We start from the raw sequence: 25809 nt of genomic DNA, 5'->3' as shown, positions 1-25809 counted from the left end.
CGCGGAACGGCTCATCCAGTGTAGGCACGGCCCGGAGAGGCGCTCGCGGACGGGTATGTTGGAAATCACCCCGTCCCCTTGCGAAAGGCCGATGCACCGATGCCCTCCCCCAGCGGAAACACCCCTCCCGCCACCGCCATCACCAACGCCCATGTCGTCCCGATCGACGGCGAGCCCTTCCACGGCACCCTGGTCATCGAGGACGGCCGCATCACGGCCCTCGGCGCCTCCGTGGCGGTGCCCGAGGGTGCCACGGTGATCGACGCCGACGGCAAGTGGCTGCTGCCCGGCTTCGTCGACGCCCATGTGCACCTCGGCACGCACGAGGAGGGCGAGGGTGCTGCCGGTGACGACACGAACGAGATGACCAATCCGAACACCGCAGGCGTCCGGGCGATCGACGCCGTCAACCCCTACGACCCCGGGTTCGACGATGCCCTCGCGGGCGGCGTGACCACCGTGAACGTCAACCCCGGCTCCGGGAACCCGATCGGCGGGCTCGCCGTCGCGATCCACACGCACGGCCGCTACCTCGAGGAGATGGTGCTGCGCTCCCCCAGCGGACTGAAGTCGGCGCTCGGCGAGAACCCCAAGCGCGTGTACGGCGGCAAGGACAAGACGCCGTCCACCCGCCTGGGCACCGCCCTCGTCATCCGCGAGGCGTTCATGAAGGCGCAGAACTACATGGGCAAGGCCGACGAGAACGCGCGTGACCCGCACCTCGAGGCTCTTGCCATGGTGCTGCGCCGCGAGATCCCGTGGCGCCAGCACGCGCACCGGGCGGACGACATCGCGACCGCCATCCGCATCGCCGACGAGTTCGGGTACGACCTCGTGCTGGACCACGGCACCGAGGCGCACCTGCTCGGCGACGTGCTGGCCGAACGCGGCACGCCGGTGCTGATCGGACCGTTGTTCACCACGAAGTCGAAGGTGGAACTGCGCGGCCGCTCGATCGCCAACCCGGGCAAGCTCGCGAAGGCCGGCGTCGAGATCTCGATCATCACCGACCACCCCGTGATCCCGATCAACTTCCTGGTGCACCAGGCGACGCTGGCGATCAAGGAGGGGCTCGACCGGGAGACCGCGCTGCGCTCCATCACGATCAACCCGGCGAGGGTCCTCGGCCTGGCGGACCGCCTCGGCTCGCTCGCTGTCGACAAGGATGCGGACCTGGTGCTGTGGAGCGGCGACCCGCTCGACGTCATGCAGCGGGCCCTGCAGGTGTGGATCGGCGGCACGGAGGTCTACTCCTACGACACCGAAACCTCCACCGGTACCGTCGCCCCGCGAGGATAGGCGGCCTTGGGTCCCCGTACGAACGCACTGCCGCCGCGGCCCTTCACGCTGCGCGCGGCGATCGTCCTGTGGCTCGTGATCGCGGTGCTGCTGCTGATCGCGGCGGGCACCTTCATCACGTCGGCCGCGATGCAGGACCTGGACCGGGCAGGCTTCATCGGGCTCGGGGCGCTCTTCGGGGCACTCGCCATCCTGCAAGTGGTCCTCCTGCTTCCGCTGCGCCGGGGCAGGAGGGGTGCGCGGGAACTGCTGAGCACCATCGGCATCATCGTCGGGGTGCCCATCCTCGTGCGCGGGACGCCGGGCCTGTCCCTGATCGCCGGGGCCATGCTGGTCGCGGTGCTGCTGATGTGGCTTCCGCAGAGCAGCGACTACTTCCAGCTGACCCAGCCGAAGGCGAAGAAGCGCTTCCGGCTGCCGGGTTCCCGCTAGCGGGGCCTGCCGGCGCCTCCGGACACGCGGAAGGCCCCTCCCTGCGGAGGGCCCTCCGGTGGAGCAGGGCTAGCGCAGCGCGGCGATGGCCTGCTCGAGGTCGCCGATCAGGTCCTCGATGTCCTCGATGCCGACGGACAGCCGGATCAGGTTCTCGGGGACGGCGAGCTCGGTGCCCTTGACGGAGGCGTGCGTCATGTCGGACGGGTAGTTCATGAGGGACTCGATGCCGCCGAGGGACTCGGCGAGCAGGAAGACGTGCGTGGACTCGGCCACCTTCCTCGCAGCCTCCGCCCCGCCCTTGAAGGTCACGGAGATCATGCCGCCGAAGTCCTTCATCTGGGCTGCCGCGAGGTCGTGGCCCGGGTGCTCCGGGAGGCCCGGGTAGTACACGCGCTCCACCTCGTCCTGCTCCTGCAGCCACTGCGCGATCGTCATCGCGTTCGAGGAATGCCGGTCCATCCGGACGCCGAGGGTCTTGAGCCCGCGCGTCGTGAGCCAGGCTTCCATCGGCGCGGACACGGCGCCCACGGCGAACTGCACGAAGCCGACCTTCTCGGCGAGCTCGTCGTCGTCCACCACGACCGCGCCGCCGCTGGCGTCGGAGTGTCCGCCGATGTACTTGGTGGTCGAGTGCACGACGACGTCGGCACCGAAGGTGAGCGGCTGCTGCAGGTACGGCGACGCGAACGTGTTGTCGACGACGAGCAGGGCGCCGGCCTCGTGCGCGAGCTGGGCAGTCGCAGCGATGTCGGTGATCTTCATCATCGGGTTCGACGGCGTCTCGACCCAGACCATCTTCGTGTTGTTCGCGGCGATGGCGGCCCGCACGGCGTCGGCATCGGCCATGTCGACGGCGGTGTTCGTGATGCCCCACTGGGACAGCACGCGGTCGATCAGGCGGTAGGTACCGCCGTAGGCGTCGTTGCCGAGCACGATGTGGTCGCCCGGACGGAGGGCTGCCCGGATGAGCGCGTCCTCGGCGGCGAGACCGGACGAGAAGCTGAAGGCGTGCTTCCCGCCTTCGAGCGCCGCGATCTGGACCTGCAGGGAATCGCGGGTGGGGTTGGTGCCGCGCCCGTATTCGTAGCCGTTGCGCAGCTTGCCGATGCCGTCCTGCGCGAAGGTGGTGGTCTGGTACAGCGGCGGGATCACCGCTCCGGTCGTGGGATCGGGGGTCTGGCCTGCGTGGACGGCTCGGGTATTGAAACCCTGGGCGTTCGAGTGCGTCACGATGCTCCTGAGATGCGGGTGGGGTTGTTACTTGCTCATGTATGTCAGCAAGTCGTGGCGCGTGAGAATTCCCACGGGCGACCCGACGAACGTCACCATCAGCGTGTCGCTGTCCTGGAGCCGCTCCCGCGCCGTCCCGATGGACTCGAGCGAGCCGATGAGGGGAAGCCTCGCGTCCATGTGCTGGGAGATCCGGTCCGTCAGCTTCGCCTCGCCGTGGAAGATCTTGGCGGTCAGGGAGCGCTCGTCGACCGACCCCAGCACCTCGCCCATCTTCACGGGTGGCTCCTGCGACAGCACCGGGATGCTGGAGACGCCGTACTCGTCCAGGATCGAGATGACGTCGCGCACCGTCTCGGTGGGATGGGTGTGCACGAGATCCGGGATGGAGCCGCTCTTGGCGCGCAGCACCTCGCCGACGCTGGCGTCGTCACCGCTGTCCATGAAGCCGTAGGACTTCATCCAGTCGTCGTTGAAGATCTTCCCGAGGTAGCCCCGGCCGCCGTCGGGGAGGAGGACGACGACGACGTCGTCCTCGGTCAGGTCCCTGGCCACGCGCAGGGCCGCGACGACGGCCATGCCGCAGGAGCCGCCGACCAGCAGGCCCTCCTCGCGGGCGAGGCGCCGGGTCATCTCGAAGCTCTCGGCGTCGGTGACGGCGTGGATCTCGTCCGGGATGGAGGGATCGTAGGACTCGGGCCACATGTCCTCGCCGACACCTTCGACGAAGTAGGGGCGGCCGGTGCCCCCGGAGTAGATGGAACCGTCGGGATCGGCACCGATGATCCGCACGGGTCCGCCCTCGCGGTCCGCCGAGACCTCCTTCAGGTAGCGACCCGTACCCGTGATGGTGCCGCCCGTGCCGACGCCGGTGACGAAGTGCGTCAGCCTGCCGTCGGTGTCGTTCCAGATCTCGGGACCGGTGGTCTCGTAGTGGCTGAGCGGTCCGTTCTGGTTGGAGAACTGGTCGGGCTTGTAGGCGCCGGGGATCTCGCGGACGAGGCGGTCGGACACGCCGTAGTAGGACTGCGGGCTGTCCGGGGCGACGGCGGTGGGCGTGACGACGACCTCCGCACCGTACGCCTTGAGCACGTTGCGCTTGTCCTCACCCACCTTGTCCGGCACCACGAAGACGCACTTGTAGCCGCGCTGCTGGGCGACGAGGGCGAGGCCGACGCCGGTGTTGCCGGAGGTCGGTTCGACGATGGTGCCACCGGGCTTGATCTTGCCCTCGGCCTCGGCTGCGTCGAGGATCTTCGCAGCGATGCGGTCCTTCACCGACCCGCCCGGGTTGAGGTACTCGACCTTCGCGAGGACGGTGGCCTTGATGCCGTCGGTGACGGAGTTGAGCTTGACCAGCGGGGTGTTGCCGATCAGGTCGACGATGGAGTCTGCGTACTTCATGACTACAAAGCTACCGGCTGGCCGCCCTACCTCCGCGCCGCCGTTACGTCCGGGGACGTGCCCGGCGGTTGTGGTGCATCGTCGTGGCCCTGCGCGCGACGGGCGTCGGGCGCCGTCGTCGTGCTGTGGCTGACCGGCAGCCGAGCCTAGGCTGGACAGGAGAGCCACCTGTCGAGAGGGAGCAGCAGCCATGACGAACACCTACAGGATCGCGGTCATCGCGGGGGATGGCATCGGCAAGGAGGTCATGCCGGAGGGGCTGCGCTCGCTCCGGGCGGCAGCGGACAGGTACGGGTTCACGGTGGACGCCGTCGAGTTCGGCTACGCCAGCGCCGAGTACTACCAGGAGCACGGGCAGATGCTCCCCGACGGCTGGTTCGAGGAACTGCGCACCTTCGATGCGATCTTCTTCGGGGCCGTCGGCTGGCCCGACGTCGTCCCGGACCACGTGTCCCTCTGGGGCAGCCTGCTGCAGTTCCGGCGCCACTTCGACCAGTACGTGAACCTGCGCCCGGTGCGGTTGCTGCCGGGCATCACGAGCCCCCTGGCGGGGCGCGAGCCCGGCGACGTCGACTTCTACGTGGTCCGGGAGAACACGGAGGGCGAGTACTCCAGCGTGGGCGGCAGGATGTTCGAGGGCACCGACCGGGAGACCGTCATCCAGGACACGGTGATGACGCGCACCGGGGTGGACCGCATCCTCCGCTACGCCTTCGAGCTCGCACGGAAGCGGGGCGCGAAGCACCTCACCTCGGCGACGAAGAGCAACGGCATCTCGATCACCATGCCTTACTGGGACGAGCGCGTGGAGGCGATGGCGGCGCACTACGGCGACGTCCGCGTGGACAAGTTCCATATCGACATCCTCTGCGCGAACTTCGTGCTCCACCCGGACTGGTTCGACGTCGTCGTGGCCAGCAACCTCTTCGGCGACATCCTCTCCGACCTCGGTCCGGCCTGCACCGGGACCATCGGCGTGGCGCCCAGCGGCAACATCAACCCGGACCGCACCTTCCCCAGCCTCTTCGAGCCCGTCCACGGGTCCGCCCCCGACATCGCCGGCAAGGGGATCGCGAACCCGGTGGGACAGATCTGGAGTGCCTCGATGATGCTCGAGCACCTCGGCGAACCGGAGGCCGCCGCCGGGATCCTCTCCGCCATCGAAGCGGTGCTCGCCTCCGGAGGCGATTCCCTGACGCGGGATCTGGGCGGAACGGGGACGACGGCGTCGCTCGGCACGACGATCGCGGACGCCGTCGCGGGTTGAGCGGGCCCGGTCGGCCGGCCGTGACACCATGGATGCATGACCATCGTCCCAGCCGTCGTGCCTCCGGGTGCGGAGGCCACGGAGTGGATACCCGGCGGCCCGTACAACCTGGCCGGGACGGTCGGCACCCTCCAGTGCGGGGCGCACGACCCCGCCTTCATCGTGCAGGGACCGGACTCCTGGCTCGCGTTCCGGACCGCGGACGGACCGGCCACCCTGGCCCTGCGGCAGCACGGCTCGCTCAATGACAGCCGCATCCAGGCAACCGCCTGGGGGCCCGGCGCGGCCCGGGCCCTCGAGTCCGTTCCCCGCCTCCTCGGCACGGACGACGACTGGAGCGCCTTCGACCACGCGGAATTCCGTGCAACGCTTCCCGAGCTCGCCCGCAAGGGCAGGTACCTCGATCCGGGGCTGCGCCTGCCCGCCTGCGGCCGCATGCTCGACACCGTGGCCCGGGCGATCCTCGAACAGAAGGTCACCGGCATCGAGGCCAAGCGCGCCTGGCGCTACCTGCTGACCCGCTACGGGGATCCCGCTCCCGGTGCCGGGAACGTCGCTCCCGCCGGGCTCCGCCTCCCCCCGACCGCCGAGCAGTGGCGCCGCATCCCCTCCTGGGACTGGCACAGGGCCGGCGTCGATTCGAAGCGCTCGGCGACCGTCCTCAAAGCGGCACTCGTGGCGACCGGCCTGGAACGCCTCGCATCCCTCCGGGGCGCAGCCGTCCATGCGGGTTTGCGGTCCGTACCCGGCATCGGCGTATGGACGGCGGCGGAAGTGGTGCAGCGGACGCATGGCTGCCCCGACTCCATCTCGGTGGGCGACTACCACCTCGCGGCCTACGTCGGCGCGGCGTTGACGGGACGGCGCACGGACGACGCCGGGATGATCGAGCTCCTCGAACCGTGGAAGGGCCAGCGGCAGCGGGTGGTCCGGTCCCTCTACTCCAGCGGATTCCGCAAGCCGACCTTCGGGCCCCGGCTCTCCCCCGAGGACCACCGCCGGCGCTAGGGGACGCAGGAATGCGGAGGACGGGCGGGCCGCCGCTAGGGTTGGAGGATGAGCCAAACCGTAGACGTCACCGCAGTATTCACCCCGCTCGACGGAGAGTTCTTCCGCGTGAAACTCGCCCTGGACATCGCCATCGAACAGGTCGTGCAGGAGCCCGGGTGCATCCGGTACGAGATCACCGACGCCCAGGAGGACAGGATCGTCCTCACCGAGCAGTGGGAGTCCACCGAGTTGCTCGACACCCACCTGCGCGGGCCGGCCGTACAGGACCTCGGCGAATCGCTGAGCGCACTGCTCGCCAGGCCGGCGGAGGTCGTCCGCTCGGACCAGGCGGCCTAGCAGGACGCGAAGGAGCCCCGCACTCGGTGAGTGCGGGGCTCCTTGGCGCCTGCGGTCCTACTCGGCGCCGGGGGCGCCCTGGGCCTGCTGCTGCGCGATCTGCTCGTGCACCGCCTTCATGTCCAGGCCCTTGACAGCCTCGACCAGCTCGCCGAACTGCGTCGCGTTGAGCGCACCGGGCTGGGAGAAGACGAGAACCTTGTCCCGGAACGCCATGAGCGTCGGGATGGAGGTGATTCCTGCTGCAGCGGCCAGCGACTGCTCCGCCTCGGTGTCGACCTTCGCGAAGGTGACGTCCTCGTGCTGCTGCGAGACGGCCTCGTACACCGGCGCGAACTGCTTGCACGGCCCGCACCAGTCGGCCCAGAAGTCAACGAACACGATGTCGTTGCCCTCGATGGTTTCCGGGAAGCTTGCCTCAGTGATATTGATTGTCGACATCCCTTAACGCTAGCGACCACCCTCGGGCCTGTCAGGCCTGTTCGCTACCGATGAAGAATCCTTGAGCACGTCGACGTACGGAGGTACGCGTGAACGACCCCTATGACCTGGCGAGGTTCGTCGAGGCCCAGGACGCCCATGGCACGTACACGCAGGCCCTCGACGAACTGCGGCGTGGGCGCAAGACCGGGCACTGGATCTGGTTCGTCTTTCCGCAGATCGCAGGACTCGGCAGCAGCCCGACCTCGGTGCGCTACGCCCTGACGTCACTCGACGAGGCGCAGGCATACCTTGCGCATCCGGTGCTGGGACCCCGCCTGCTGGAGAGTGTCCATGCCCTCCTCAACCTGCAGGGCGACGATCCGGTCGAGGTACTCGGCGGGATCGATGCCCGCAAGCTGCAGTCCTCCATGACGCTGTTCAACCGGGCCGGCCCCCAGGAGCCGTGGTTCAAGGCTGTGCTGGATCGGTACTACACGGGAGCGGAGGACGAGGCGACGATGTCGATCATCGCGGGATGACGCCGTCGTGCCCTGGTTCCTCCCCAATGGTCGGGCGGCCGTCCCTACGCGGTGTGGTTCAGTCTTCCGATGATCGGCAGGGCTGCGGCAAGGGTGGTGCGGTCGTCCTCGTCGAGATGCTCGAGCAGCGCGGCGACGCGCTGGTTGCGGCGCCGGCCGGCATCCTCCCACGCCGCACGGCCCTTGTCCGTCAGCTGGACGAGGACCGCACGGGAGTCGGTCGGATCCGGCCCGCGGCTGACGAGGCCCGCCTGCTCCAGCTTGATGATCTGCTCGGTGGCGGAGGGCACCCGGATACCGAGGTTCGCGGCCACCCTGCTCACCCGGAGTGGTTCCTCGGCAGCCATGCTCAGGGTGCTCATCTGCATGGTGGTCAGTTCCCCGTCACCGTCCATGGACCGGCTCAGGTAGACGGCGTGGCGCAGGGTCGTGCGGAAGGACTGCGCGAGTTCCAGCAGGCGCGGATCCGAAGTGGGACTCATAGTTAGGTAGCCTAACATTTCTTGCGCTCTCCGGCAAGATGCGCAGCCCCCCTGACGGCGCTAGCGTGATCCGGAGGACACGTCAGGGGGAAAGAATGCAGGACGCCGCGCCACGGGCCACCATCTCCGTCGAGGATCCGCTCGCGTTCCTCACCGGGAGGTGGTCCACGCAGCGAGGATTGCTCGACCGCTCCACCGGCCTACGGGGAACCTTCTCCGGGACCACGACCTTCACGCCCGACGACGGCGGTCTCCGCTGGGACGAGGAGGGCACGGTGTCCTGGCCCACCTTCCAGGGGCCGGCCTCCCGCTCCTACAGGGTCGCGGCCGGGCATGCGGCCCTCGAGGTCCGTTTCCCCGACGGCCGGCTGCTCTGCCGCCTCGACCTCCGCTCCGGGGCGGCGCGGGATGAGCACGCGTGCACGCCGGACACCTACCTCGTGGACTTCCGGATCACGTCTCCCGGCACCGTCGAGTACTCCTGGGACGTCACGGGACCGGCGAAGGACCTCCTGCTCACGACGACGCTCTTGCGGGAGGACCGAAGGGGCGGGTCAGGCCCCCGCCCGGCGGAGGTGTGACGCGCGCTCGCGTGGTCGCTGCTTCAGCGCCGGCAGTTCGAACAGCAGGTTGACCGAGAGATGCTCCCTCGTGGAGTACATCCAGGCGAGTCCGAGCGGGGCTCCGACGGCGACCACGAGCAGCAGCGGGAACAGGAACCACTCCCCCACGAGGCCCGCGGCGTCGGCCAGGGCAAGGGTGATCATGATCGGTCCGAGATGGGCCACGTAGAAGACGATCGAGTAGCGCCCCACGAACTCGAGGGCAGCCGTCACCCGATTGCTGCCGAGCCTCGGGAATGCCCAGCACACGACGACGAGACCGCCGAGGACCCCCCAGGCATACTCCGCGCGGTACAGGACGACGTGGTCGAGGACGTTGAGAACGCCCACGGCCACGGCCGACACGGCCCCCGCGGCCGGCACCCACCGCCGTGCGAGAGCGTGTTCCACGGAGCGGGGGTGCCGGGCACACCAGGCTCCGAGGAAGAAGAAGGCGGCGAGGAAGGCCATCATCCCGGGGCGGCTGCCGTCGGGCAGCACAAGCGAGGCCACGAGCCCCGTGGCCGAGGCGATCAGTGGCGGGATGCGCCGCAGCGGGTAGGCGAGCGCGTAGAAGACGAGGATGAACCAGAGGTACCAGAGGTAGGTCGGGGCGAGGTAGAAGACCTGCAGGACACCGCCCGGGCGGAGGTCGCCGCTCGCCGCCAGGATGATCAGCGACCATACAACGTAGGGCCACGCCACCATGGAGACCTTGCCGGCAAAATACTCCCGCCCGGTCTTGGCCACCGATCGCGGGAGGAGGATGCCCGAGAGGAACATCAGGACGGGCATCCGGAAGGGCTCGAGGAAGTGGTTGAACCCGTCGACACCGGCAATGGCTGCACCCGCGAGCCGGAGGGACTCCCCTGCGTGCAGCACCACGACGAGGAGGATGGCGACGCCGCGCAGGCTGTCCAGCCAGCCGATGCGTGTACCCGTGGTCGTGCTGATCGTGGCCTCCCCCGTCGTCGATCTCAACCGTATGCATGCGTGTGGGAGGTTCGTTGGAGGACCCCAGGAGGATGGCCCTCCTGGGGCGATCCGCGCCTGAGGTGGTAGAACCTGCCGGGATGCACCCGGTCGCCTTCCCGATCAGATCAGGCTGCCGGATACAAGACCGGTACGGCCACGTCGCGGCACTTACGCTGGGACCAACGTCCGGAACTCGCACAGTCCCTTCAGGAGGTCCCCTTGGCCGGTGATCTGCTCAGCCCGGCCACGCGCACGAAGGACGTCGCGAGGACGTCGTCCTTCCGCCCGGACATCCAGGGTCTGAGGGCGGTGGCGGTGATCGCGGTGCTGCTGTACCACCTCGAGGTGCCCTTCGTGCCGGGAGGGTTCGTAGGCGTCGATGTCTTCTTCGTCATCTCCGGGTTCCTGATCACCGGGCTCCTGCTCAGGCAGCTCATCGATACCGGACGTATTTCGCTGACCGGTTTCTATGCCCGCAGGGCCAGGCGTCTGCTGCCCGCCGCGACTCTCGTCCTCGTCGCCACCGCGGCGCTGACTGCCGCGTTCCTGCCCGTCACGCGCTGGGCTTCCATCGGTCGGGACACCATCGCATCGGCTTTCTACGTGCAGAACTGGCGGCTGGCCGAGGACTCGGTGGACTACCTCACGAGCGATGCCGCTCCCAGCCCTCTCCAGCACTACTGGTCGCTCGGTGTGGAGGAGCAGTTCTATCTGGCGTGGCCCCTGCTGCTCATCGCCGCCGGCGGGCTCCTGACGAGGAAGAAGCACCATCCTGGGCCCATCGCCGGCGCCGGGCTGTGCCGACTGCTGGTCTTCGCGCTCGCCCTGGTGCTCCTGCCTTCGCTGGCCTGGTCCATCCACTACACGGCGGCAGAGCCCGGGCCCGCCTACTTCGCCTCGACCACGCGGTTCTGGCAGCTCGCGCTCGGCGCGCTTGTCGCCGTGACCGTCGCGCAGCTCGAGAAAGTACCCAACGGGGTCGCGACGATTACGGGCTGGGCCGGGCTGGCCGGCATCCTCGGCTCGGTGGTCTTCATCGACGGCTCGGTCCCCTACCCCGGAGCGGCTGCCCTGATCCCCTCCGTCTCTTCCGCCCTCGTCATCGCGTCGGGCGTGCGACGGGCGGCGCTCGGACCCGAGCTCGTGCTCGGCACCCGGCCCATGGCCTTTCTCGGAGACATCTCCTATTCCCTGTACCTCTGGCACTGGCCGCTGATCATCCTCGCGACGGCGCGTCTCGGCGAACCGGGCCACGAGGTGAGCATCGCCATCATCGGGCTCTCCCTCGGCCTCGCATACCTCACCCACCGGTTCGTCGAGCAGCCGTTCACCGGATGGCGGGCCGTCGGTGGTGCCGCCCGTCGCGGCATCCATGCCGGCGTGGTCCTCATGGTGGTCGGAGGCATCGCGGGCAGCCTGCTCGTCCACGCGGTCCGCGTGGAGGTCGAGGAGGCGGAGTCCGCCCGCCATCGGGCGGGGTCGGGCCTCCACGGGGCGATGACCCTGCCGGCGGCGCCTCGGACGTCGAGGCACGAACCGCAGGGAACCGCGGACGTGGTGACGCCGATGCCCGTCGTCGCAGCGAAGGACTTCCCGACCTGCGACTCGGCGAGGATCAGCGAGATCCGGATCACGTCCTGCGAGTACGGAGACGCGGATTCGGACCGTCACGTGGCCCTGGTGGGCGACTCGCACGCGAAGCAGTGGATCCCGGCCCTCGACCGCATAGCCCGGGATCGTGGCTGGAGACTCACGGCATACATCCACGACGCCTGCCCCTTCGCGACCGGGGAGCTGGAGCGGAAAGGCAGGCTGTACACGACCTGCATGGACTGGAACGCCCGGATGCAGGAGCTGCTGGGAGACGACAGGCAGCTCGGCATGGTCATCACCAGCAGCTACACGATGGCCGCCGGGGTCTCCGGGGCGGACGATGACGTCGTCGCCATGGCGGAAGCCTTCCGGCGATCCTGGAGCACCTTCACGCAGCGCGGGATTCCCGTCGTCGTCATCAGGGACACCCCCGCCCCGGGGATCAATATCCCGGAGTGCGTCGCGATGAACCTCGAGGCCCTGGCCGAATGCTCGGTGCCGCGCCGGGTCGCGGCCGACGACAAGGGCCTGGCCCAGCTGCTGGCGGCGGAATCCCTCCCCGGGACCACCGCGATCGACCTCAACGACTTCATCTGCCCCGCGGAGCAGTGCCCTCCGGTCATCGGAGACGTGCTCGTGTACCGCGACAGCGACCACCTGACCGCGACGTACGTGACATCACTCGCGGGCCGTCTTGCCGAACCGCTCGAGGCCCTGGTCCCCGCGCGATGACCAGCTCGGCCGGCTCGAACACAAGAGGCCGGTACTTCCGCTGTTCCCAACGGTAGTACCGGCCTCTCCTTGCTGTGGCAGATGAGGGATTCGAACCCCCGTAGGCGTTGCCAGCTGATTTACAGTCAGCCCCCTTTGGCCGCTCGGGTAATCTGCCGAACGTCTTCACAGGAAGACCGCCCGCAGCAAGCGCGGGCAAGACAACTTTACAGACAAACCGCCCCTGTGACGAATCGAGGCCGGGCCCTACAGACCTGCGGCCACCCGACGCTCGATCTGCGCGTAGAAACCGTCCGCCTGCTCGGGCGTGACCAGGTGCAGCAGCACGGCGCGGTCCAGGTCGGCGCGCACTCCCGCGAGGCGTTCCTCCGACGACTCCGGCCCGGTCGTGGCGGCGACGGGGGCAGCAACGGTGGCCGACGACGGCGAATCGAGCCCGAGCGTGAAATCGCCGGCCTCGTGGTCCGTGCTGTCCGGGCTCGTGGTGATCACCCGCAGCGGTACGGCCGGTGCCGGTGCCGCTGTCAACCCCGTCAGCGACGCCGCAGTGGCGGCGGCGAGAAAGGACCCCGCCACAGCCGTGCGGAGGCGTACCTGGTAGCGACGTCGTGGGTCGGGCATGTCGGGTCTCTCTCCTCGGGATCTGCTGGTCATCCCACCGTTCCATCGAACCGTGAGCGCGCCCCCGGTGCTGCCTGACCGTCGGCTGCGAAGGACTCCGCACTGCCGCACGGGCGTTGCGGATAGTCTTTAAGGCAAGAACCCAACCACCCCTAGGAGGCATCGTGGCGAGCGAATCCACGTTCGACGTCGTAAGCAAAGTGGACAAGCAGGAGGTCGCCAACGCGCTGAACCAGGCGCAGAAGGAGATCGCCCAGCGCTACGACTTCAAGGGAGTCGGCGCCGAGGTGGACTTCAGTGGCGAGAAGATCCTCATGAAGGCGAATTCGGAGGAGCGCGTCCTGGCTGTGCTCGACGTCCTGCAGTCCAAGATGATCAAGCGCGGCATCTCCCTGAAGTCCCTCGACACGGGCGAGCCGTTCCCCTCCGGCAAGGAGTTCCGCCTGGAGACCTCCATCAAGGAGGGCATCGCCCAGGACATCGCGAAGAAGATCAACAAGCTGATCCGCGACGAAGGGCCCAAGGGCGTCAAGTCGCAGATCCAGGGCGACGAGCTGCGTGTCAGCTCCAAGTCGCGCGACGACCTGCAGGCCACCATGGCCCTGCTCAAGAACTTCGACGAGGCAGACCTGCAGTTCGTGAACATGCGCTGACCCGAGCACGAGGCACAGACGACGGCGGCCCCACCTGCGGAAGGTGGGGCCGCCGTCGTCGTGAGGCAGTTCAGTTGAGCGGGCGCCCCGCCATGCCCTCGAGGCGCGCGATGCGCTGGTCCATCGGCGGGTGGGTGGCGAAGAGCCGGCCCACGCCACCGCCCTTGAACGGATTGGCGATCATGAGGTGCGAGGTGTTCACGAGCCGCTGGTCCTGGGGAAGCGGCGCGCGCTGCGTCCCCCGCTCGAGCTTGCGGAGGGCGGACGCGAGTGCCAGCGGATCGGCCGTCAGGACGGCGCCGTCCTCGTCGGCGTCGTACTCACGGGTGCGGCCGATGGCCGTCTGGACGAGGCCCGCGGCCAGCGGGGCGAGGAGGGCGAGCAGCAGCGCGCCGATGGCGTTGCCGCCCTGGTTCCGGTTGCCGCCCATCATGCCGGTGAAGGCGAACATCTGTGCCACCGAGGTGATGACGCCTGCGACGGCGGCCGCGATGGAACCGGTGAGGATGTCGCGGTTGTAGACGTGCATGAGCTCATGCCCGAGGACGCCGCGCAGTTCGCGCTCGTCGAGCAGCTGCAGGATTCCCTGGGTGCAGCACACCGCGGAATTCTCGGGATTGCGGCCGGTCGCGAAGGCGTTCGGAGCCATGGTCGGCGAGACGTAGAGCCTCGGCATCGGCTTGTTGGCCCTCGAGCTGAGCTCCCGGACGATCCGGTACATGGCCGGCGCCTGCTGCTCCGTGACCTCGACGGCACCCATGCTGCGGATCGCGATCTTGTCGCTGTTCCAGTAGCTGTAGGCGATGGACCCGACGCCGAGCAGTGCGAACAGCCAGATGAACATCGAACTGCCGGTCGCCGCGGCGATCACCGCGCCGAACACGAGGAAGATCCCCATGAGGGCACCGAACAACAACGCCGTCTTGGCACCGTTGAAATGGTTGTGCACGTCTGACTCCTTGCGATCCGGAGGCCTCGCAGCCCATCGATACAACGGAGGGGCGGAGCGGCCTGTTCCGATCATCGTACGGCGAGGCGCTGCGCGATTGCTGGGAGGGACCGAGGTCAGGGCTCGGGACGGCGGGAGTCGTACTGGGCGAAGCGCGGCTGCCAACGGGCGACGGCGAGGACCAGCACGATGCAGGCGACACCTCCGACGACGGCGGTCCACCCCTCCCCCAGCCAGGCCGCCTGCCCGCCGGCCACCATGTCACCGAGACGCGGACCACCGGCCACGACCACGATGAACACGCCCTGCAACCGCCCGCGCATGGCGTCGGGCGTGGCGGACTGGAGGATGGTGTTGCGGAACACGCTGCTGACGGAGTCCGCGATGCCCGCGAGGACGAGGCAGGCCGCGGCGGGCACCACCCACGCCGACAGTTCTCCCTCGCCGGGGGCCGGCAGGGACGACGAACTCGCCATGACGACCACGAGACCGAAGCCCGCCACGGACGCACCCCACCCGACGATCGACCAGATCACGGCCTGGCCGTGCTTGTGGACCCGGCCGAGGGGTCCGGAGAACAGTCCCGCCAGCACAGAACCGAATGCGGCCGAGGCGAGCAGGAGACCGACGGTCAGCTCGCCCCCGCCGATGAGTACCGCGCCCACCGCAGGCAGCAGCGCCCGCGGCTGGGACGTGATCATGGCGATGAGGTCGAGGACGAAGGTCATGCGGATGTTCGGCCGTGTACCGAGGAATCGGAACCCCTCGAGAACCGTGGCCAGGCCTGCCCGCCGGGTAGGGCCCTCGGGAGGCAGGGGCGGAAGCCGGAAGACCGCCCACAGCGCGAAGGTGAAGGTGACGACGTCGACCGTGTACGTCCAGGCGTAGCCGACCTGCGCCACCAGGAGCCCGGCCAGCAGGGGCCCGACGGTGAACGCGAGACCGAAGGTGATCATGCTCAGCGCATTCGCGGCGGGCAGCAGTTCCGGGCGGACGAGGCGCGGGATGATCGAGCTCCTCGTGGGCTGGTTGATGCCCGCGGCCCCGGACTGGATGGCGATCAGGATGTACAGCAGCCAGACGCTGTCGACGCCCATCCACGCCTGTGCTGCGATGGCCGTCGTGGTGCCCCACAGCGCGAAGCCGGAGTAGAGGGCGACGGTGCGACGGTCCTGGGCGTCGGCGATCGCCCCGCCGTAGAGGCCCGCGACGACCAGGGGTACGAGGGCGAACAGGCTGAGCAGGCCGACGCTGAACGTGGACTGCGTCAGGGAGTAGATCTGGAGGCTCACCGCCACGATGGTGAGCTGCGTGCCGACGGCCGAGAGCGCCGTGCCGATGTAGAGCCTGCGGAATGCCGGGCTCTCCTTCAACGAGGTGATGTCGGCGAGGAGTCTGGGCACGGGGAAAGTCTAGCCGCGCATTGATTCGCTCCAGCAACGACTCCGGCCGGGGAGGACCGGCGGTCCGTGGATCAGCCCGCCCTGCACGGACGCACGGGAAAGCGACAAGCTGGGGACATGACAAACACACTCATCACCGGGGCCAACAAGGGCCTCGGCTACGAAACCGCCCGCCAGCTCATCGGCCTCGGCCACACCGTGTATCTCGGAGCGCGCGACGAGGAGCGCGGACGGGCCGCCGCCGCGGCCCTGGGCACACCCTTCGTGCTGATCGACGTGACCGACGACGCCTCGGTGCAGCGCGCGGCCGAAGCGGTACGGCAGCAGGCCGGCACCCTCGATGTCCTGATCAACAATGCGGGGATCAGCGGCGCCCGCAAGCCATTGACCGATTTCACCGGCGCCGACGCGCTCGAACTCCTGGACACCAACGTTGCGAGCCTCGTGCGGGTCACCAACGCGATGCTGCCGCTCATGCAGGCCTCGGGGAATCCCGTGATCGTCAACGTCTCCAGCGGCCTCGGCTCCATCCCGATCGCCCTGGACCCCGCCCGCGTTGAATCGACGACGCCGCCGCTGCTCTACTCGGCCACGAAGGCCGCCGTGACAATGCTCAGCTTCCAGTATTCCCGGGCGCTGGCCGGCATGCGCGTGAACGCCGTCGACCCGGGCTACACGGCCACCGACCTCAACGGCAACCAGGGTACGCAGTCGATCGGGGAGGGCGTCATCGCGATCGTCAGGATGGCGACCCTCGGACCGGACGGGCCGACCGGCACGTTCCAGGACCGCAGCGGGCCCGCACCCGTGTAGGCCTGTCCACAGCCGGCGGCAGAGCGCGGCGCCCTCAGGCGGCGTCACGCTCGCCCGCCCCGATGGCCCGGCCGATCTCCCGCAGGACGCGCGCATCCGCGATGGGACGGAAATGGCCCATCGTGTCCAGCCGGACGTTGCGCGCGCCCTTTACAAAGCTGCCGCCCGGGATATGCGGATCGAACCGGCCGTAGATGGACGTGATGCGGGAATTGAGTTCGAGGTTCGCAAGGAGGGCCTGCAGCGTCCTGTCGTGGGGGGAGAAGGCGCGGATGCTCGGCAGGAGGAAGAAGTTGGCGTAGACGGATCCCGAGAAGGGGGTGTTGATCGCCACCAGGCGGCTGATGCGTGGGGCGACACTGGACATCGTCATGAGGAACTTGCCGATCAGGCCGCCCTTGCTGTGCGCGACGATGACGACGTCGGTGAGGTCGTGCTCTTCCAGGTACCCGGCGGCGAGCTGGGCCATGGCAGCCACCGTGCCCCGGTTGTACCCGAGCTTCTGCACCACGTGGACCGGATGCCCCGCCCGGTGCAGGTCGGCGGCGATCGGCCGCATGAACTGCCACGTCTCGTAGATGCCGGGAATGAGCAGCACGGGCGCCTTGCCGCCGGGTGCTCCGGGCGCAGGAGTCAGGTACTGTCCCGGATCCTCTCGGAAGAGGAAGCCCTGCACCTGCCAGAAGCCGACGTACGCATAGTCCAACAGCCAGGCCCAGCCGCGCTCGAGAAGGTTCACCCTTTCCACGGTACCCACCGCGCGGACCACGTGGGGCGCAAGTTAGCGCGGCCTTATTATGACTAATTCAGATTTACTGGTTGACTGAGGCCATGATGCAGACAGCCAAGACACCGGAGGCCCGCGAGGTCCAGTGGTCCGCTGCCCTGCACTCCCACCACCGCCGCGTGACGCGCCAGCGCCTCGCCGTCCTCGCCGCCGTCGAGCGGGTGCCGCACGCCACGGCCGACGACGCCGCGAGCGCAGTACGCGCGGAACTGCCCCACATCACGGTGCAGTCCGTCTACGTGATCCTTGCCGACCTCACCGACATCGGCCTGCTGCGGCGCATCGAGACGCCGCACTCCCCCGCCCGCTTCGAGACCCGCGTGGGCGACAACCACCACCACGCCGTCTGCACCGGCTGCGGCCGGATCGAGGACGTCGACTGCGCGGTGGGGCACGCGCCCTGCCTGACCCCCGAGTGGTCCCCCGGCGCCTCGCGCATGACCATCCAGATCGCCGAGGTCCTCTACCAGGGCCTCTGCGACGACTGCCGCCCGGCAGTCCCGAGCCACCACTGATCCCCAACCCCTAGGAATAGGAGCACTATGTCCGCGAACTTCAGCACCACGCAGTCCGGCGCCCCCGTCATCGACGACAGCAACTCGTCCGTCCTCGGCCGCGACGGCGCCATCCCGCTGACCGACCACTACCTCGTCGAGAAGCTGGCCCAGTTCAACCGCGAGCGCGTCCCCGAGCGCGTGGTCCACGCCAAGGGCGGCGGAGCCTTCGGTGTCTTCGAGACCACCGAGGACGTCAGCATGTACACCCGGGCAGCGCTGTTCCAGAAGGGCGCGACGACGGAGACCCTCCTCCGCTTCTCCTCCGTGGCCGGCGAGCAGGGTTCGCCCGACACCTGGCGCGACCCGCGCGGCTTCGCCCTGAAGTTCTACACCTCAGAGGGCAACTACGACCTCGTGGGCAACAACACCCCCGTGTTCTTCATCCGCGACGGCATCAAGTTCCCCGACTTCATCCACTCGCAGAAGCGCCTTCCGGGCACCAACCTGCGCGACGCCGACATGCAGTGGGACTTCTGGACCCTCAGCCCCGAGTCCGCGCACCAGGTGACCTGGCTGATGGGCGACCGTGGCCTGCCGAACTCGTGGCGCACGATGAACGGCTACGGCTCGCACACCTACATGTGGATCAACGAGTCCAACGAGAAGTTCTGGGTCAAGTACCACTTCAAGTCCAACCAGGGCCACGAGGTGCTCACGGTCGACGAGGCCGAGGCGCTGGCCGGCTCTGACGCCGACCACCACCTGCGCGACCTCTCGGAGAACATCGCCAGGGGCAACCACCCGAGCTGGGACCTCAAGGTCCAGATCATGCCGTACGACGACGCGAAGACGTACCGCTTCAACCCGTTCGACCTCACCAAGGTGTGGCCCCAGGGCGACTACCCCCTGATCCCGGTGGGCAAGCTCACGCTGAACCGCAACCCGGAGAACTACTTCGCGCAGATCGAGCAGGCCACGTTCGCGCCGTCGAACTTCGTACCGGGCATCGCCGCCAGCCCGGACCGGATGCTCCAGGCCCGCATCTTCTCCTACGCGGACGCACACCGCTACCGGGTGGGCACCAATCATGCCCAGCTGCCGGTCAACATGCCGAAGAACGAGGTGCGCAACTACTCGAAGGACGGCGCTGCGCGCTACTACTTCAACTCGGCCTCGACGCCGGTGTACGCACCGAACTCGGTGGGCGGACCGGCTGCCGATCCCGCGCAGTACGGTGCGCACGGCGGCTGGGAGAACGACGGCGACCTCGTCTACGCGGCGCACTCGCTGCACGCGGAGGACGACGATTTCGGCCAGGCCGGCACGCTCTACCGCGACGTGTTCGACGACGCGCAGCGTGCGCGCTTCCTCGAGACGATCACCGGTGCCGTCGGTGGCGTGAAGAGCGACGAGATCCGCGCACGGGCCGTCCAGTACTGGGCCAACGTGGACGCCGAACTCGGCGCTAAGCTCGCCGCCAACCTCGGGCACGGCGTCACGCCGGCCACGGAGTCGGAAGCGGCGCTCTACTAGGGCCGGCTCCGGCACTCGATGAGACGGCAGTGCGGACCCGGGCGGGTCCGCACTGCCGTCTCTCTGCCCACTGTGCCCTGCCGCCGGCCCCCGGATGTTGGCACAATGCACTCATGCGCTCCCCTACCGTCCGCCAGGCGACCGTCCACGATGCCGCCGCCTGCGCTGCCATCTACGCGTACCATGTCCTGCACACCGTCGCGTCCTTCGAGACGAAGCCACCGGGGGCGGCCGAAATGGCGGACCGCATCTCGGACGCCCTGGCCACCCACGCCTGGCTCGTCCTCGTGGACGAGGGCGCCGTCGTCGGCTACGCGTATGCAGGTGACCACCGCGCCCGGGCGGGCTATCAGTGGACCTGTGAGGTGAGCGTCTACCTGCAGGAGGGCCGACGACGGTCCGGCGGCGGCAGGGCCCTCTACGATGTGCTGCTTCCAGCCCTGGCCGCCCGAGGGTTCCGCACGGCGCTCGCCGGGATGACCCTGCCGAACGAGGCGAGCGAAGGGCTGCACCGGGCCTTCGGCTTCGAGCCGGTCGGCGTGTACCGCAACGTCGGGTTCAAGGACGGCCGCTGGCACGACACCAAGTGGCTTCAGAAGGATCTCTCGCCTCTCGGCGGCATCGACGTGGGACACCCCGCAGTGCCGGCCTGACGCCGGTCCGCCCCGGGCGCCGGTGTGGCAGGCATGGGGCGTTCCCTCCTAGGCTGGGGCGATGCTCCCACTGCCCTGCGCCGAACTGCACCTGCACATCGAGGGCACCCTCGAGCCGGACCTCATCTTCGCCCTCGCCGCCCGCAACGGCCTCCGGCTACCATACGCCGATGCGGCGGACCTAGCCGCGCGGTACGACTTCACGGACCTGCAGTCCTTCCTGGACCTGTACTACGCGAACATGGACGTGCTGCGCACCGCGGACGATTTCGCCGACATGACCCGGGCCTACCTGCGGCGCGCCGCGGCAGCGGGCGTGCGCCACGCGGAGATCATGATGGATCCGCAGGCGCACCTCGCCCGCGGTGTGGCCCTGGAGACGTGTGTCGGCGGTGTGGCCGCAGCGCTCGCGACGAGCGAGACCGACGTCGGCATCAGCACCGCCCTCGTCGCCGCTTTCCTGCGCGACCGTCCCGCCTCGGAGGCACTCGGGGTCCTGCGGGACCTCATCGCGATGAAGGCTCCGATCGTCGGCATCGGGCTGGATTCGGCGGAGGTGGGCTACCCGCCGTCGCTCTTCGCCGAGGTGTACGACGCCGCGCGGGCTGCCGGGCTGAAGTGCATCGCGCACGCGGGAGAGGAAGGTCCTCCCGCGTACGTCTGGGAGGCACTCGACATCCTGCGCGTGGACCGACTGGACCACGGTATCCGGTGCCTCGAGGACGAGGCACTCGTCGAGCGCCTCGTCGCGGATCGCGTCCCGCTGACCGTCTGCCCGCTTTCGAACGTCAGGCTCCGCGCCGTGGACACCATCGGGGACCACCCACTGCCGGAGATGCTCGCCCGCGGGCTGAACGTCTCCGTCAACTCGGATGATCCCGCGTACTTCGGCGGCTACGTGGACGACAACGTGGCCGCTCTCCAGGAGGCGTTCGGGCTGGGAACGGACGACCTCGCGACACTCGCCGCCAACTCCTTCCGCTCGGCATTCCTCGACGAGGGGCGCCGCGCCGTCCTACTGGGCGAGGTGGAGGCGTGGCGGACCGCGCTGCACGCGCCCGGTACCCGGTAAGGGCCCCGGCAGTGGGAGACTGCTGTCGGGACTCCTGAGCGATCGGGTACAGGTGCGGGACGGGACGGGAGAGGCATCAGCGTGGATGACTTCACGATCGACCATGACACGGGCGTCCTCGAGGTGACCTGGCGCCCCGGCATCGTGATCGGCCCTGCCCACCTCGACGTCCTCGCGAACACGATCACCCACTTTCCCCACTGGCACCGCACGCCGATACTCGTACGCCTCGACCTCGTGCGGCACATCACCCCCTCCGCGCGCCAGATGCTCGTCGCGTACCGGCACCTCGCTCCCATCGCCCTGACCGGCAACGATCCCGTGGATCGGGTCCTCGCGGCCTTCATCACCCAGTCCCGCAGCCGCACCCGGTACTTCCCGCGGACCGCCGAGGCCCGGACATGGCTCTCCTCCATCCGGCAGGAGGAGCCGGCTCCGGAACCCGTGCCGTCGCCGTCCCTCACCTGACCTGACCTGACCCGCCCGAGCCGGCCCACCGCGCTTCCGGATGTGCTTTCCTTCACAACCGCGCCTTTCCGTGGTGCCCGTGCATCCAGCCGGTGATAGCTTGCCGCCATGGATACGACAACGGCGAGACCGGACTCCGACACAGCGGACCCCGTGGTCCGGCACTCGGCACTGGAGGACGTCCTCGGCATCGTCACGGGTACGTTCACCGTGTCCCTCGGCCTGTTCCTGCTCAAGGCGAGCGGCGCTGTCACCGGCGGTACCGCCGGTCTCGCGCTGCTCCTGAGCTATGCGGGCGGGATACCGTTCAGCGTCCTGTTCTTCACCGTGAACATCCCGTTCTTCGCACTGGCGGTCTGGAAGAAGGGCTGGGATTTCACGCTGCGCACCATGCTCGCCGTCGCGCTGGTCTCGGGCCTGTCCTACCTCCACCCGCTGGCCCTCGGCGGCCTGACCCTCGACCCGCTCTACGCTGCCCTCGGCGGGAACCTGCTGGCAGGCGTCGGGCTCCTGATCCTCTTCCGGCACAAGGCGAGCCTCGGCGGCTTCAACATCCTCGCACTCATCCTGCAGGAACGCCTCGGCTGGCGGGCAGGGTACGTGCAGATGGCACTCGACACGACCGTCGTGCTCGCCGCCTTCACGGTCGTCGGCCCCGCGAGTGTGCTGCTGTCGGCCATCGGCGCCGTGCTGCTCAACCTGGTCCTGGCCCTCAACCACCGACCCGGTCGCTACCTCGGCACGTGACGCGCCACCGAGGGGCAGTATGGGTCGTCGATCACGCTCCTGCCAGGTTCCACGACCACGGCCCACTCGGTTGGAACGGCTAGGGGCGGGACGGTGCGGCCATTAGACTGCGGACAGGGATGGGGGCGGCCATGGGGGCACCGCAGGACAGATTTTCAGTGCAGGTGGAGAACGGGCTGGTCGCCGTGCGCTGGGAGCCGCGGATCGTCCTCCGTGATTCCGACGGCGAACAGCTGACCGCGCAACTCCGCAGCGCACAGCCAGGGCTCCGTGTCCATCTCCTCATGTTCCTCAACGGCATGGAGTCGCTCAGCCAGGATTCGCTGGCCTTCTTCGCCAGGCGCGCGCCGTTGTCCGCCGTCGCGCTCGTGGCACCGTCCGTCCTCGATCAGGCCCTGATCGAGCTGTACCTGGAGGTCTACCGGCCCCCGTACCCCGTGGGCTACTTCCAGAACGGGGCCTCGGCGCGGGCCTGGCTCGGGCTCCAGCCCACTCTCGGCCCGGCCGCTCCGCGGAACTGAGGAGCGGCAGTCCCGCTCGGTCGGTCGGCGTCCGCGCCGCAGGTCGGGCGTAGCGTGGGGAGATGAACGATGCACAGGGCGCCGACGGCCGCGCTCCGGCCGACACCGTGCCACCCTGCGACAGCCACCACTTCCGCCGCGCGAACCTCCTCCGGCCCTGAACCGGACGCGGCGAAGGGGGCTACACCGGAACAGGCTCCTTCTCCTTCTCCTCGCGGAGGAGCTTGGCCCCCTCGACGTCGACGTCCGGCAGGATCCGCTCCAGCCAGGCCGGGATCCACCAGGCGCGCTTGCCGAGCAGGTACATGGCCGCCGGGACCAGCGTCATGCGGACCACGAAGGCATCCAGCAGTACCCCGAAGGCGAGCCCGAACCCGATGGGCCGCACCATGGCCAGGTGCGAGAACACGAAGCCCGCGAACACGGAGACCATGATGATCGCGGCCGCCGTGACCACGCGCGCCCCATGGCTGAAGCCGATGCGGACGGCCGCCTTCGGATCGTCCCCGTGCACATAGGCCTCGCGCATGCCGGAGACGAGGAACATCTGGTAATCCATCGCGAGGCCGAACAGCACGCCGATCAGGATGATCGGGAGGAAACTCAGGATGGGCCCGGGATTCGTGACGCCGAAGAAGTCAGCCAGCCAGCCCCACTGGTAGATGGCCACGGTCGCACCGAAACTGGCCAGCAGCGAGAGCAGGAAGCCCGCCGTCGCGATGATGGGCACGAGGATCGAGCGGAAGACCAGCAGCAGCAGGATCAGCGACAGCCCCACCACGATGCCGAGGTACAGGGGCAGCGCCTCCATGAGCTTGGCGGACACGTCGATGTTCGCCGCGGTCTGGCCGGTCACCGCGATCGGGACGCCGGTCTGCTCCTCGAACTCGTCGGTCGCGGCGCGCAGGTCGCGGACGAGGTTCTCCGTGGTCTCGCTGGCAGGTCCCTCCTCGGGGATCACCTGGAAGATGGCCGTTCGGCCGTCCTCGCTCACCGCCGCGGGTACTGAGGCTGCGACGTCGGGAACCTCGCTCAGGAGGTCGTTGACGTCCAGCCGCAGGGCGGTGAGTTCCGCCTCGTCGGCCGTCTCGGGCATGGAACCGACCACGATCAGCGGACCGTTGGTGCCTGCACCGAACCTGTCCCCGATGGTGGTGTAGGCCTTGAACGCGGTCGAATCGGCGGGCTCGGTACCGCCGTCGGGCAGCCCGACGCGCAGCTGCGCCGCGGGAATCGCGATCACGCCGAGCAGGACGACGCCTGCGATGACCGTCAGGACGGGCTTGCGGGTGGCGAGGCCGCCCCAGCCCGCCCCCTGCGCGGCGCGCTCGTCGGCACGCGACGCGCCGTCGCCGGTGTCGATGGAGGCGGCGGCGGAGTGCTTGTGGCCGTGGGCCTTCGCCCAGCGCCGCCGGGAGACGACGCGCCGCCCGATCAGGGCGAGCAGAGCCGGTGTGAGCGTGAGTGCCACCAGGACCGACACCGCGACCGTGCCGGCCGCGGAGAGGCCCATGACGGTGAGGAACGGCAGCCCCGGGACTGCCAGTGCGGCGAGGGCCACGACCACCGTGATACCCGCGAAGAGGACGGCGTTGCCGGCGGTGCCCGTGGCGCGCGCGATGGACTCCTGCATCTCCATGCCGTGCAGCAGCTGCGTCCGGTGCCGGTTGACGATGAACAGCGAGTAGTCGATGCCGACCGCGAGGCCCAGCATCAGGGCGAGGACCGGGGAGATGCTGTTCATCTCGACCAGGCCGGAGAGCGCGAAGGTGATGCCCACGCCCACCCCGACGCCCACGATGGCCATGAGGAGCGGCAGCCCGGCGGCGATCAGCGTGCCGAGCATGAGGATGAGCACGACGGCGGCTACGGCCAGGCCGATGGCCTCGGTGGCGCCGACGATGCCGGAGACGTCCTCGACGATCTCCTTGCTGTACTCCACTGTCACCCCTGCCGATTCGGCCTCGGCGGCCTGCTCCTGCACGGCCTCGCGCAGCTCCGGTGAGACACCGTTGATCTGCTGCTCGAACTGCACGCTCGCAACGGCGGTGGTGCCGTCCTCGGACAGGAGCCGGACCCCCGAATTCGCCTCGAGCTGGCGCTGCGCGAGGTCGAGCTCGGTCCTGCCGGATTCGAATTCCTCACGGCCCGACTCGAGCTGGGCCCTGCTGGCGTCGAGCTGGGCCTGGCCCTGCGCGAGCTGCTGGGCCGTCGCGGCAGCCTGCGCCGGTGGCAGCTGCGCGCGGGCCTGGTCGAACTGGGCACGCTGCTGGTCGAGCTGGGCCTGCCCCTGCTCGAGCTGCTGCTCCCCGGCGCTCAGTTGCTGCTCGCTGGCATCCAGCTGCGCGCGCCCGGACTCGATCTCCCGGGCACCGGAGGCCACCTGGTCCGCGACGTCGAACGGGTCGACGACGCCACGCACGCCGTCGAGCCCTGCGACCGCGGCGAGGGCTTCCTGCACGTCCTCACGCTGCTCGGCGGAGAAGGGCGCGCCGTCGGCCGTGCTGAAGACCACGGTGCCGGTGCCGCCCACCGCCTCGGGCAGTTCCTCCCTCAGGCGGTCCGAGATGCGCTGCGACTCGGTGCCGGGGATGGTGAAGTTGTTCGTCAGCGTGCCGGAGAACGCGACCGCAGCGCCACCGACCGCGAGCATGATCGCGAGCCAGGCCGAGATGACCCACCACCGCCTCCGGAACGCGAACGAGCCGAGACGATAGAGCAGAAATGCCATGGAGTGGTCCTAGCGGAGAAGGAGCGGACAGCG

At 69.0% G+C, this 25809-nt stretch carries 27 protein-coding genes and 1 tRNA gene; 17 read left to right on the top strand and 11 right to left on the bottom strand.

Annotated features, from left to right (window positions below; translation table 11 throughout):
- The first annotated feature begins 99 nt into the window (after nt 1-99).
- Nucleotides 100-1299 carry an amidohydrolase gene (locus tag AC1MFI_RS08710; protein ID WP_479816176.1) on the top strand — a complete coding sequence of 400 codons (1200 nt, stop codon included), beginning with the start codon at nt 100-102 and terminating at the stop codon, nt 1297-1299.
- 6 nt (nt 1300-1305) lie between these two features.
- A complete protein-coding gene (locus AC1MFI_RS08705) occupies nt 1306-1731 on the top strand; it encodes a hypothetical protein (protein WP_479816175.1) in 426 nt (141 codons plus the stop codon).
- Nucleotides 1732-1800: 69 nt separating this feature from the next.
- On the opposite strand, the gene AC1MFI_RS08700 is transcribed toward AC1MFI_RS08705, so the two are convergent.
- On the bottom strand, nt 1801-2964 hold the full coding sequence (locus AC1MFI_RS08700) for a cystathionine gamma-synthase (protein ID WP_479816174.1): 1164 nt from the start codon (nt 2962-2964) through the stop codon (nt 1801-1803).
- 27 nt (nt 2965-2991) lie between these two features.
- Complete coding sequence (locus AC1MFI_RS08695; protein ID WP_479816173.1) at nt 2992-4368, bottom strand: cystathionine beta-synthase; 1377 nt, start codon at nt 4366-4368, stop codon at nt 2992-2994.
- A 190-nt stretch (nt 4369-4558) separates the two neighbouring features.
- Between AC1MFI_RS08695 and AC1MFI_RS08690 the strand changes: the two genes are divergently transcribed.
- Genes AC1MFI_RS08690 through AC1MFI_RS08680 form a run of 3 tightly spaced genes read left to right on the top strand, consistent with a single transcriptional unit; the run spans nt 4559 to nt 6982 of the window.
- Nucleotides 4559-5635 carry a tartrate dehydrogenase gene (locus AC1MFI_RS08690; RefSeq protein ID WP_479816172.1) on the top strand — a complete coding sequence of 359 codons (1077 nt, stop codon included), beginning with the start codon at nt 4559-4561 and terminating at the stop codon, nt 5633-5635.
- A 36-nt stretch (nt 5636-5671) separates the two neighbouring features.
- Nucleotides 5672-6643 carry a DNA-3-methyladenine glycosylase family protein gene (locus AC1MFI_RS08685; RefSeq protein ID WP_479816171.1) on the top strand — a complete coding sequence of 324 codons (972 nt, stop codon included), beginning with the start codon at nt 5672-5674 and terminating at the stop codon, nt 6641-6643.
- Nucleotides 6644-6691: 48 nt separating this feature from the next.
- Nucleotides 6692-6982 (top strand): putative quinol monooxygenase, encoded by a 291-nt coding sequence (locus tag AC1MFI_RS08680; RefSeq protein WP_400482395.1) that lies wholly within the window; start codon nt 6692-6694, stop codon nt 6980-6982.
- Between the two features lie 57 nt (nt 6983-7039).
- Here AC1MFI_RS08680 and trxA read toward each other — a convergent pair whose 3' ends face one another.
- Nucleotides 7040-7423 carry a thioredoxin gene (gene trxA / locus AC1MFI_RS08675; RefSeq protein ID WP_479816168.1) on the bottom strand — a complete coding sequence of 128 codons (384 nt, stop codon included), beginning with the start codon at nt 7421-7423 and terminating at the stop codon, nt 7040-7042.
- 89 nt (nt 7424-7512) lie between these two features.
- Here trxA and AC1MFI_RS08670 point away from each other — a divergent pair, with 89 nt between their 5' ends.
- Nucleotides 7513-7944, top strand: a complete 432-nt coding sequence (locus tag AC1MFI_RS08670; RefSeq protein ID WP_479816166.1) for a DUF1810 domain-containing protein — start codon at nt 7513-7515, stop codon at nt 7942-7944.
- A gap of 44 nt (nt 7945-7988) precedes the next feature.
- On the opposite strand, the gene AC1MFI_RS08665 is transcribed toward AC1MFI_RS08670, so the two are convergent.
- Nucleotides 7989-8426, bottom strand: coding sequence for a MarR family winged helix-turn-helix transcriptional regulator (locus AC1MFI_RS08665; protein WP_479816164.1), 438 nt, complete (start codon nt 8424-8426; stop codon nt 7989-7991).
- A 95-nt stretch (nt 8427-8521) separates the two neighbouring features.
- On the opposite strand from AC1MFI_RS08665, the gene AC1MFI_RS08660 reads away from it, so the two are divergent.
- On the top strand, nt 8522-9007 hold the full coding sequence (locus tag AC1MFI_RS08660; protein WP_479816162.1) for a DUF6314 family protein: 486 nt from the start codon (nt 8522-8524) through the stop codon (nt 9005-9007).
- Here the strand turns inward: AC1MFI_RS08660 and AC1MFI_RS08655 are convergent.
- The gene (locus AC1MFI_RS08655; protein WP_479820758.1) at nt 8981-10009 is read right to left on the bottom strand and encodes an acyltransferase family protein; all 1029 of its coding nucleotides are present in this window, start codon (nt 10007-10009) and stop codon (nt 8981-8983) included. The two genes, AC1MFI_RS08660 and AC1MFI_RS08655, sit on opposite strands and share 27 nt — an antisense overlap.
- Before the next feature lie 213 nt (nt 10010-10222).
- Between AC1MFI_RS08655 and AC1MFI_RS08650 the strand changes: the two genes are divergently transcribed.
- A complete protein-coding gene (locus AC1MFI_RS08650; protein WP_479820757.1) occupies nt 10223-12328 on the top strand; it encodes an acyltransferase family protein in 2106 nt (701 codons plus the stop codon).
- 75 nt (nt 12329-12403) lie between these two features.
- On the opposite strand, the gene AC1MFI_RS08645 is transcribed toward AC1MFI_RS08650, so the two are convergent.
- A tRNA-Tyr gene (locus AC1MFI_RS08645) sits at nt 12404-12485 on the bottom strand.
- A gap of 89 nt (nt 12486-12574) precedes the next feature.
- Entirely contained in the window at nt 12575-12949 is a 375-nt protein-coding gene (locus tag AC1MFI_RS08640) for a hypothetical protein (RefSeq protein WP_479820756.1), read from the bottom strand.
- Nucleotides 12950-13113: 164 nt separating this feature from the next.
- On the opposite strand from AC1MFI_RS08640, the gene AC1MFI_RS08635 reads away from it, so the two are divergent.
- A complete protein-coding gene (locus AC1MFI_RS08635) occupies nt 13114-13602 on the top strand; it encodes a YajQ family cyclic di-GMP-binding protein (protein ID WP_104051037.1) in 489 nt (162 codons plus the stop codon).
- A gap of 70 nt (nt 13603-13672) precedes the next feature.
- Here AC1MFI_RS08635 and htpX read toward each other — a convergent pair whose 3' ends face one another.
- Both htpX and AC1MFI_RS08625 read right to left on the bottom strand, forming a co-directional pair.
- Nucleotides 13673-14551 (bottom strand): zinc metalloprotease HtpX, encoded by an 879-nt coding sequence (gene htpX / locus AC1MFI_RS08630; RefSeq protein ID WP_479820755.1) that lies wholly within the window; start codon nt 14549-14551, stop codon nt 13673-13675.
- A gap of 116 nt (nt 14552-14667) precedes the next feature.
- On the bottom strand, nt 14668-15954 hold the full coding sequence (locus AC1MFI_RS08625; RefSeq protein WP_479820754.1) for an MFS transporter: 1287 nt from the start codon (nt 15952-15954) through the stop codon (nt 14668-14670).
- A 117-nt stretch (nt 15955-16071) separates the two neighbouring features.
- Here AC1MFI_RS08625 and AC1MFI_RS08620 point away from each other — a divergent pair, with 117 nt between their 5' ends.
- Entirely contained in the window at nt 16072-16767 is a 696-nt protein-coding gene (locus AC1MFI_RS08620) for an SDR family NAD(P)-dependent oxidoreductase (RefSeq protein ID WP_479820753.1), read from the top strand.
- Between the two features lie 34 nt (nt 16768-16801).
- Here AC1MFI_RS08620 and AC1MFI_RS08615 read toward each other — a convergent pair whose 3' ends face one another.
- Entirely contained in the window at nt 16802-17506 is a 705-nt protein-coding gene (locus tag AC1MFI_RS08615) for an esterase/lipase family protein (protein WP_479820752.1), read from the bottom strand.
- A gap of 95 nt (nt 17507-17601) precedes the next feature.
- Between AC1MFI_RS08615 and AC1MFI_RS08610 the strand changes: the two genes are divergently transcribed.
- From AC1MFI_RS08610 to AC1MFI_RS08580, 7 genes are all read left to right on the top strand, one after another.
- Nucleotides 17602-18069, top strand: coding sequence for a Fur family transcriptional regulator (locus AC1MFI_RS08610; protein ID WP_479820833.1), 468 nt, complete (start codon nt 17602-17604; stop codon nt 18067-18069).
- Between the two features lie 27 nt (nt 18070-18096).
- Nucleotides 18097-19584 carry a catalase gene (locus tag AC1MFI_RS08605; protein WP_479820751.1) on the top strand — a complete coding sequence of 496 codons (1488 nt, stop codon included), beginning with the start codon at nt 18097-18099 and terminating at the stop codon, nt 19582-19584.
- Nucleotides 19585-19697: 113 nt separating this feature from the next.
- The gene (locus AC1MFI_RS08600; RefSeq protein ID WP_479820750.1) at nt 19698-20237 is read left to right on the top strand and encodes an N-acetyltransferase family protein; all 540 of its coding nucleotides are present in this window, start codon (nt 19698-19700) and stop codon (nt 20235-20237) included.
- A 61-nt stretch (nt 20238-20298) separates the two neighbouring features.
- Nucleotides 20299-21309, top strand: coding sequence for an adenosine deaminase (locus tag AC1MFI_RS08595; protein WP_479820749.1), 1011 nt, complete (start codon nt 20299-20301; stop codon nt 21307-21309).
- A gap of 81 nt (nt 21310-21390) precedes the next feature.
- Nucleotides 21391-21777, top strand: a complete 387-nt coding sequence (locus tag AC1MFI_RS08590; RefSeq protein WP_479820748.1) for a DUF7793 family protein — start codon at nt 21391-21393, stop codon at nt 21775-21777.
- A 108-nt stretch (nt 21778-21885) separates the two neighbouring features.
- Nucleotides 21886-22524 carry a YitT family protein gene (locus tag AC1MFI_RS08585; RefSeq protein WP_479820747.1) on the top strand — a complete coding sequence of 213 codons (639 nt, stop codon included), beginning with the start codon at nt 21886-21888 and terminating at the stop codon, nt 22522-22524.
- Nucleotides 22525-22655: 131 nt separating this feature from the next.
- Complete coding sequence (locus tag AC1MFI_RS08580) at nt 22656-23045, top strand: DUF7793 family protein (protein ID WP_479820746.1); 390 nt, start codon at nt 22656-22658, stop codon at nt 23043-23045.
- A gap of 181 nt (nt 23046-23226) precedes the next feature.
- Here AC1MFI_RS08580 and AC1MFI_RS08575 read toward each other — a convergent pair whose 3' ends face one another.
- Complete coding sequence (locus AC1MFI_RS08575) at nt 23227-25776, bottom strand: MMPL family transporter (RefSeq protein ID WP_479820745.1); 2550 nt, start codon at nt 25774-25776, stop codon at nt 23227-23229.
- Nucleotides 25777-25809 lie beyond the last annotated feature (33 nt).

Source organism: Arthrobacter sp. BC5 (assembly GCF_056680255.1).
Note: the sequence above shows the minus strand (reverse complement) of the source record. Positions and strands in the feature narration are given on the sequence as shown.

Excerpts from the sequence above, each read along its gene's own strand:
- AC1MFI_RS08665 (WP_479816164.1), bottom strand. The coding sequence starts at position 8,426 with ATGAGTCCCACTTCGGATCCGCGCCTGCTGGAACTCGCGCAGTCCTTC.
- AC1MFI_RS08640 (WP_479820756.1), bottom strand. The coding sequence starts at position 12,949 with ATGCCCGACCCACGACGTCGCTACCAGGTACGCCTCCGCACGGCTGTG.
- AC1MFI_RS08680 (WP_400482395.1), top strand. The coding sequence starts at position 6,692 with ATGAGCCAAACCGTAGACGTCACCGCAGTATTCACCCCGCTCGACGGA.
- AC1MFI_RS08585 (WP_479820747.1), top strand. The coding sequence starts at position 21,886 with ATGGATACGACAACGGCGAGACCGGACTCCGACACAGCGGACCCCGTG.
- AC1MFI_RS08710 (WP_479816176.1), top strand. The coding sequence starts at position 100 with ATGCCCTCCCCCAGCGGAAACACCCCTCCCGCCACCGCCATCACCAAC.
- AC1MFI_RS08695 (WP_479816173.1), bottom strand. The coding sequence starts at position 4,368 with ATGAAGTACGCAGACTCCATCGTCGACCTGATCGGCAACACCCCGCTG.
- AC1MFI_RS08580 (WP_479820746.1), top strand. The coding sequence starts at position 22,656 with ATGGGGGCACCGCAGGACAGATTTTCAGTGCAGGTGGAGAACGGGCTG.
- AC1MFI_RS08600 (WP_479820750.1), top strand. The coding sequence starts at position 19,698 with ATGCGCTCCCCTACCGTCCGCCAGGCGACCGTCCACGATGCCGCCGCC.
- AC1MFI_RS08610 (WP_479820833.1), top strand. The coding sequence starts at position 17,602 with ATGCAGACAGCCAAGACACCGGAGGCCCGCGAGGTCCAGTGGTCCGCT.
- AC1MFI_RS08690 (WP_479816172.1), top strand. The coding sequence starts at position 4,559 with ATGACGAACACCTACAGGATCGCGGTCATCGCGGGGGATGGCATCGGC.
- AC1MFI_RS08620 (WP_479820753.1), top strand. The coding sequence starts at position 16,072 with ATGACAAACACACTCATCACCGGGGCCAACAAGGGCCTCGGCTACGAA.
- AC1MFI_RS08575 (WP_479820745.1), bottom strand. The coding sequence starts at position 25,776 with ATGGCATTTCTGCTCTATCGTCTCGGCTCGTTCGCGTTCCGGAGGCGG.
- trxA (WP_479816168.1), bottom strand. The coding sequence starts at position 7,423 with ATGTCGACAATCAATATCACTGAGGCAAGCTTCCCGGAAACCATCGAG.
- AC1MFI_RS08595 (WP_479820749.1), top strand. The coding sequence starts at position 20,299 with ATGCTCCCACTGCCCTGCGCCGAACTGCACCTGCACATCGAGGGCACC.
- AC1MFI_RS08605 (WP_479820751.1), top strand. The coding sequence starts at position 18,097 with ATGTCCGCGAACTTCAGCACCACGCAGTCCGGCGCCCCCGTCATCGAC.
- AC1MFI_RS08685 (WP_479816171.1), top strand. The coding sequence starts at position 5,672 with ATGACCATCGTCCCAGCCGTCGTGCCTCCGGGTGCGGAGGCCACGGAG.
- AC1MFI_RS08660 (WP_479816162.1), top strand. The coding sequence starts at position 8,522 with ATGCAGGACGCCGCGCCACGGGCCACCATCTCCGTCGAGGATCCGCTC.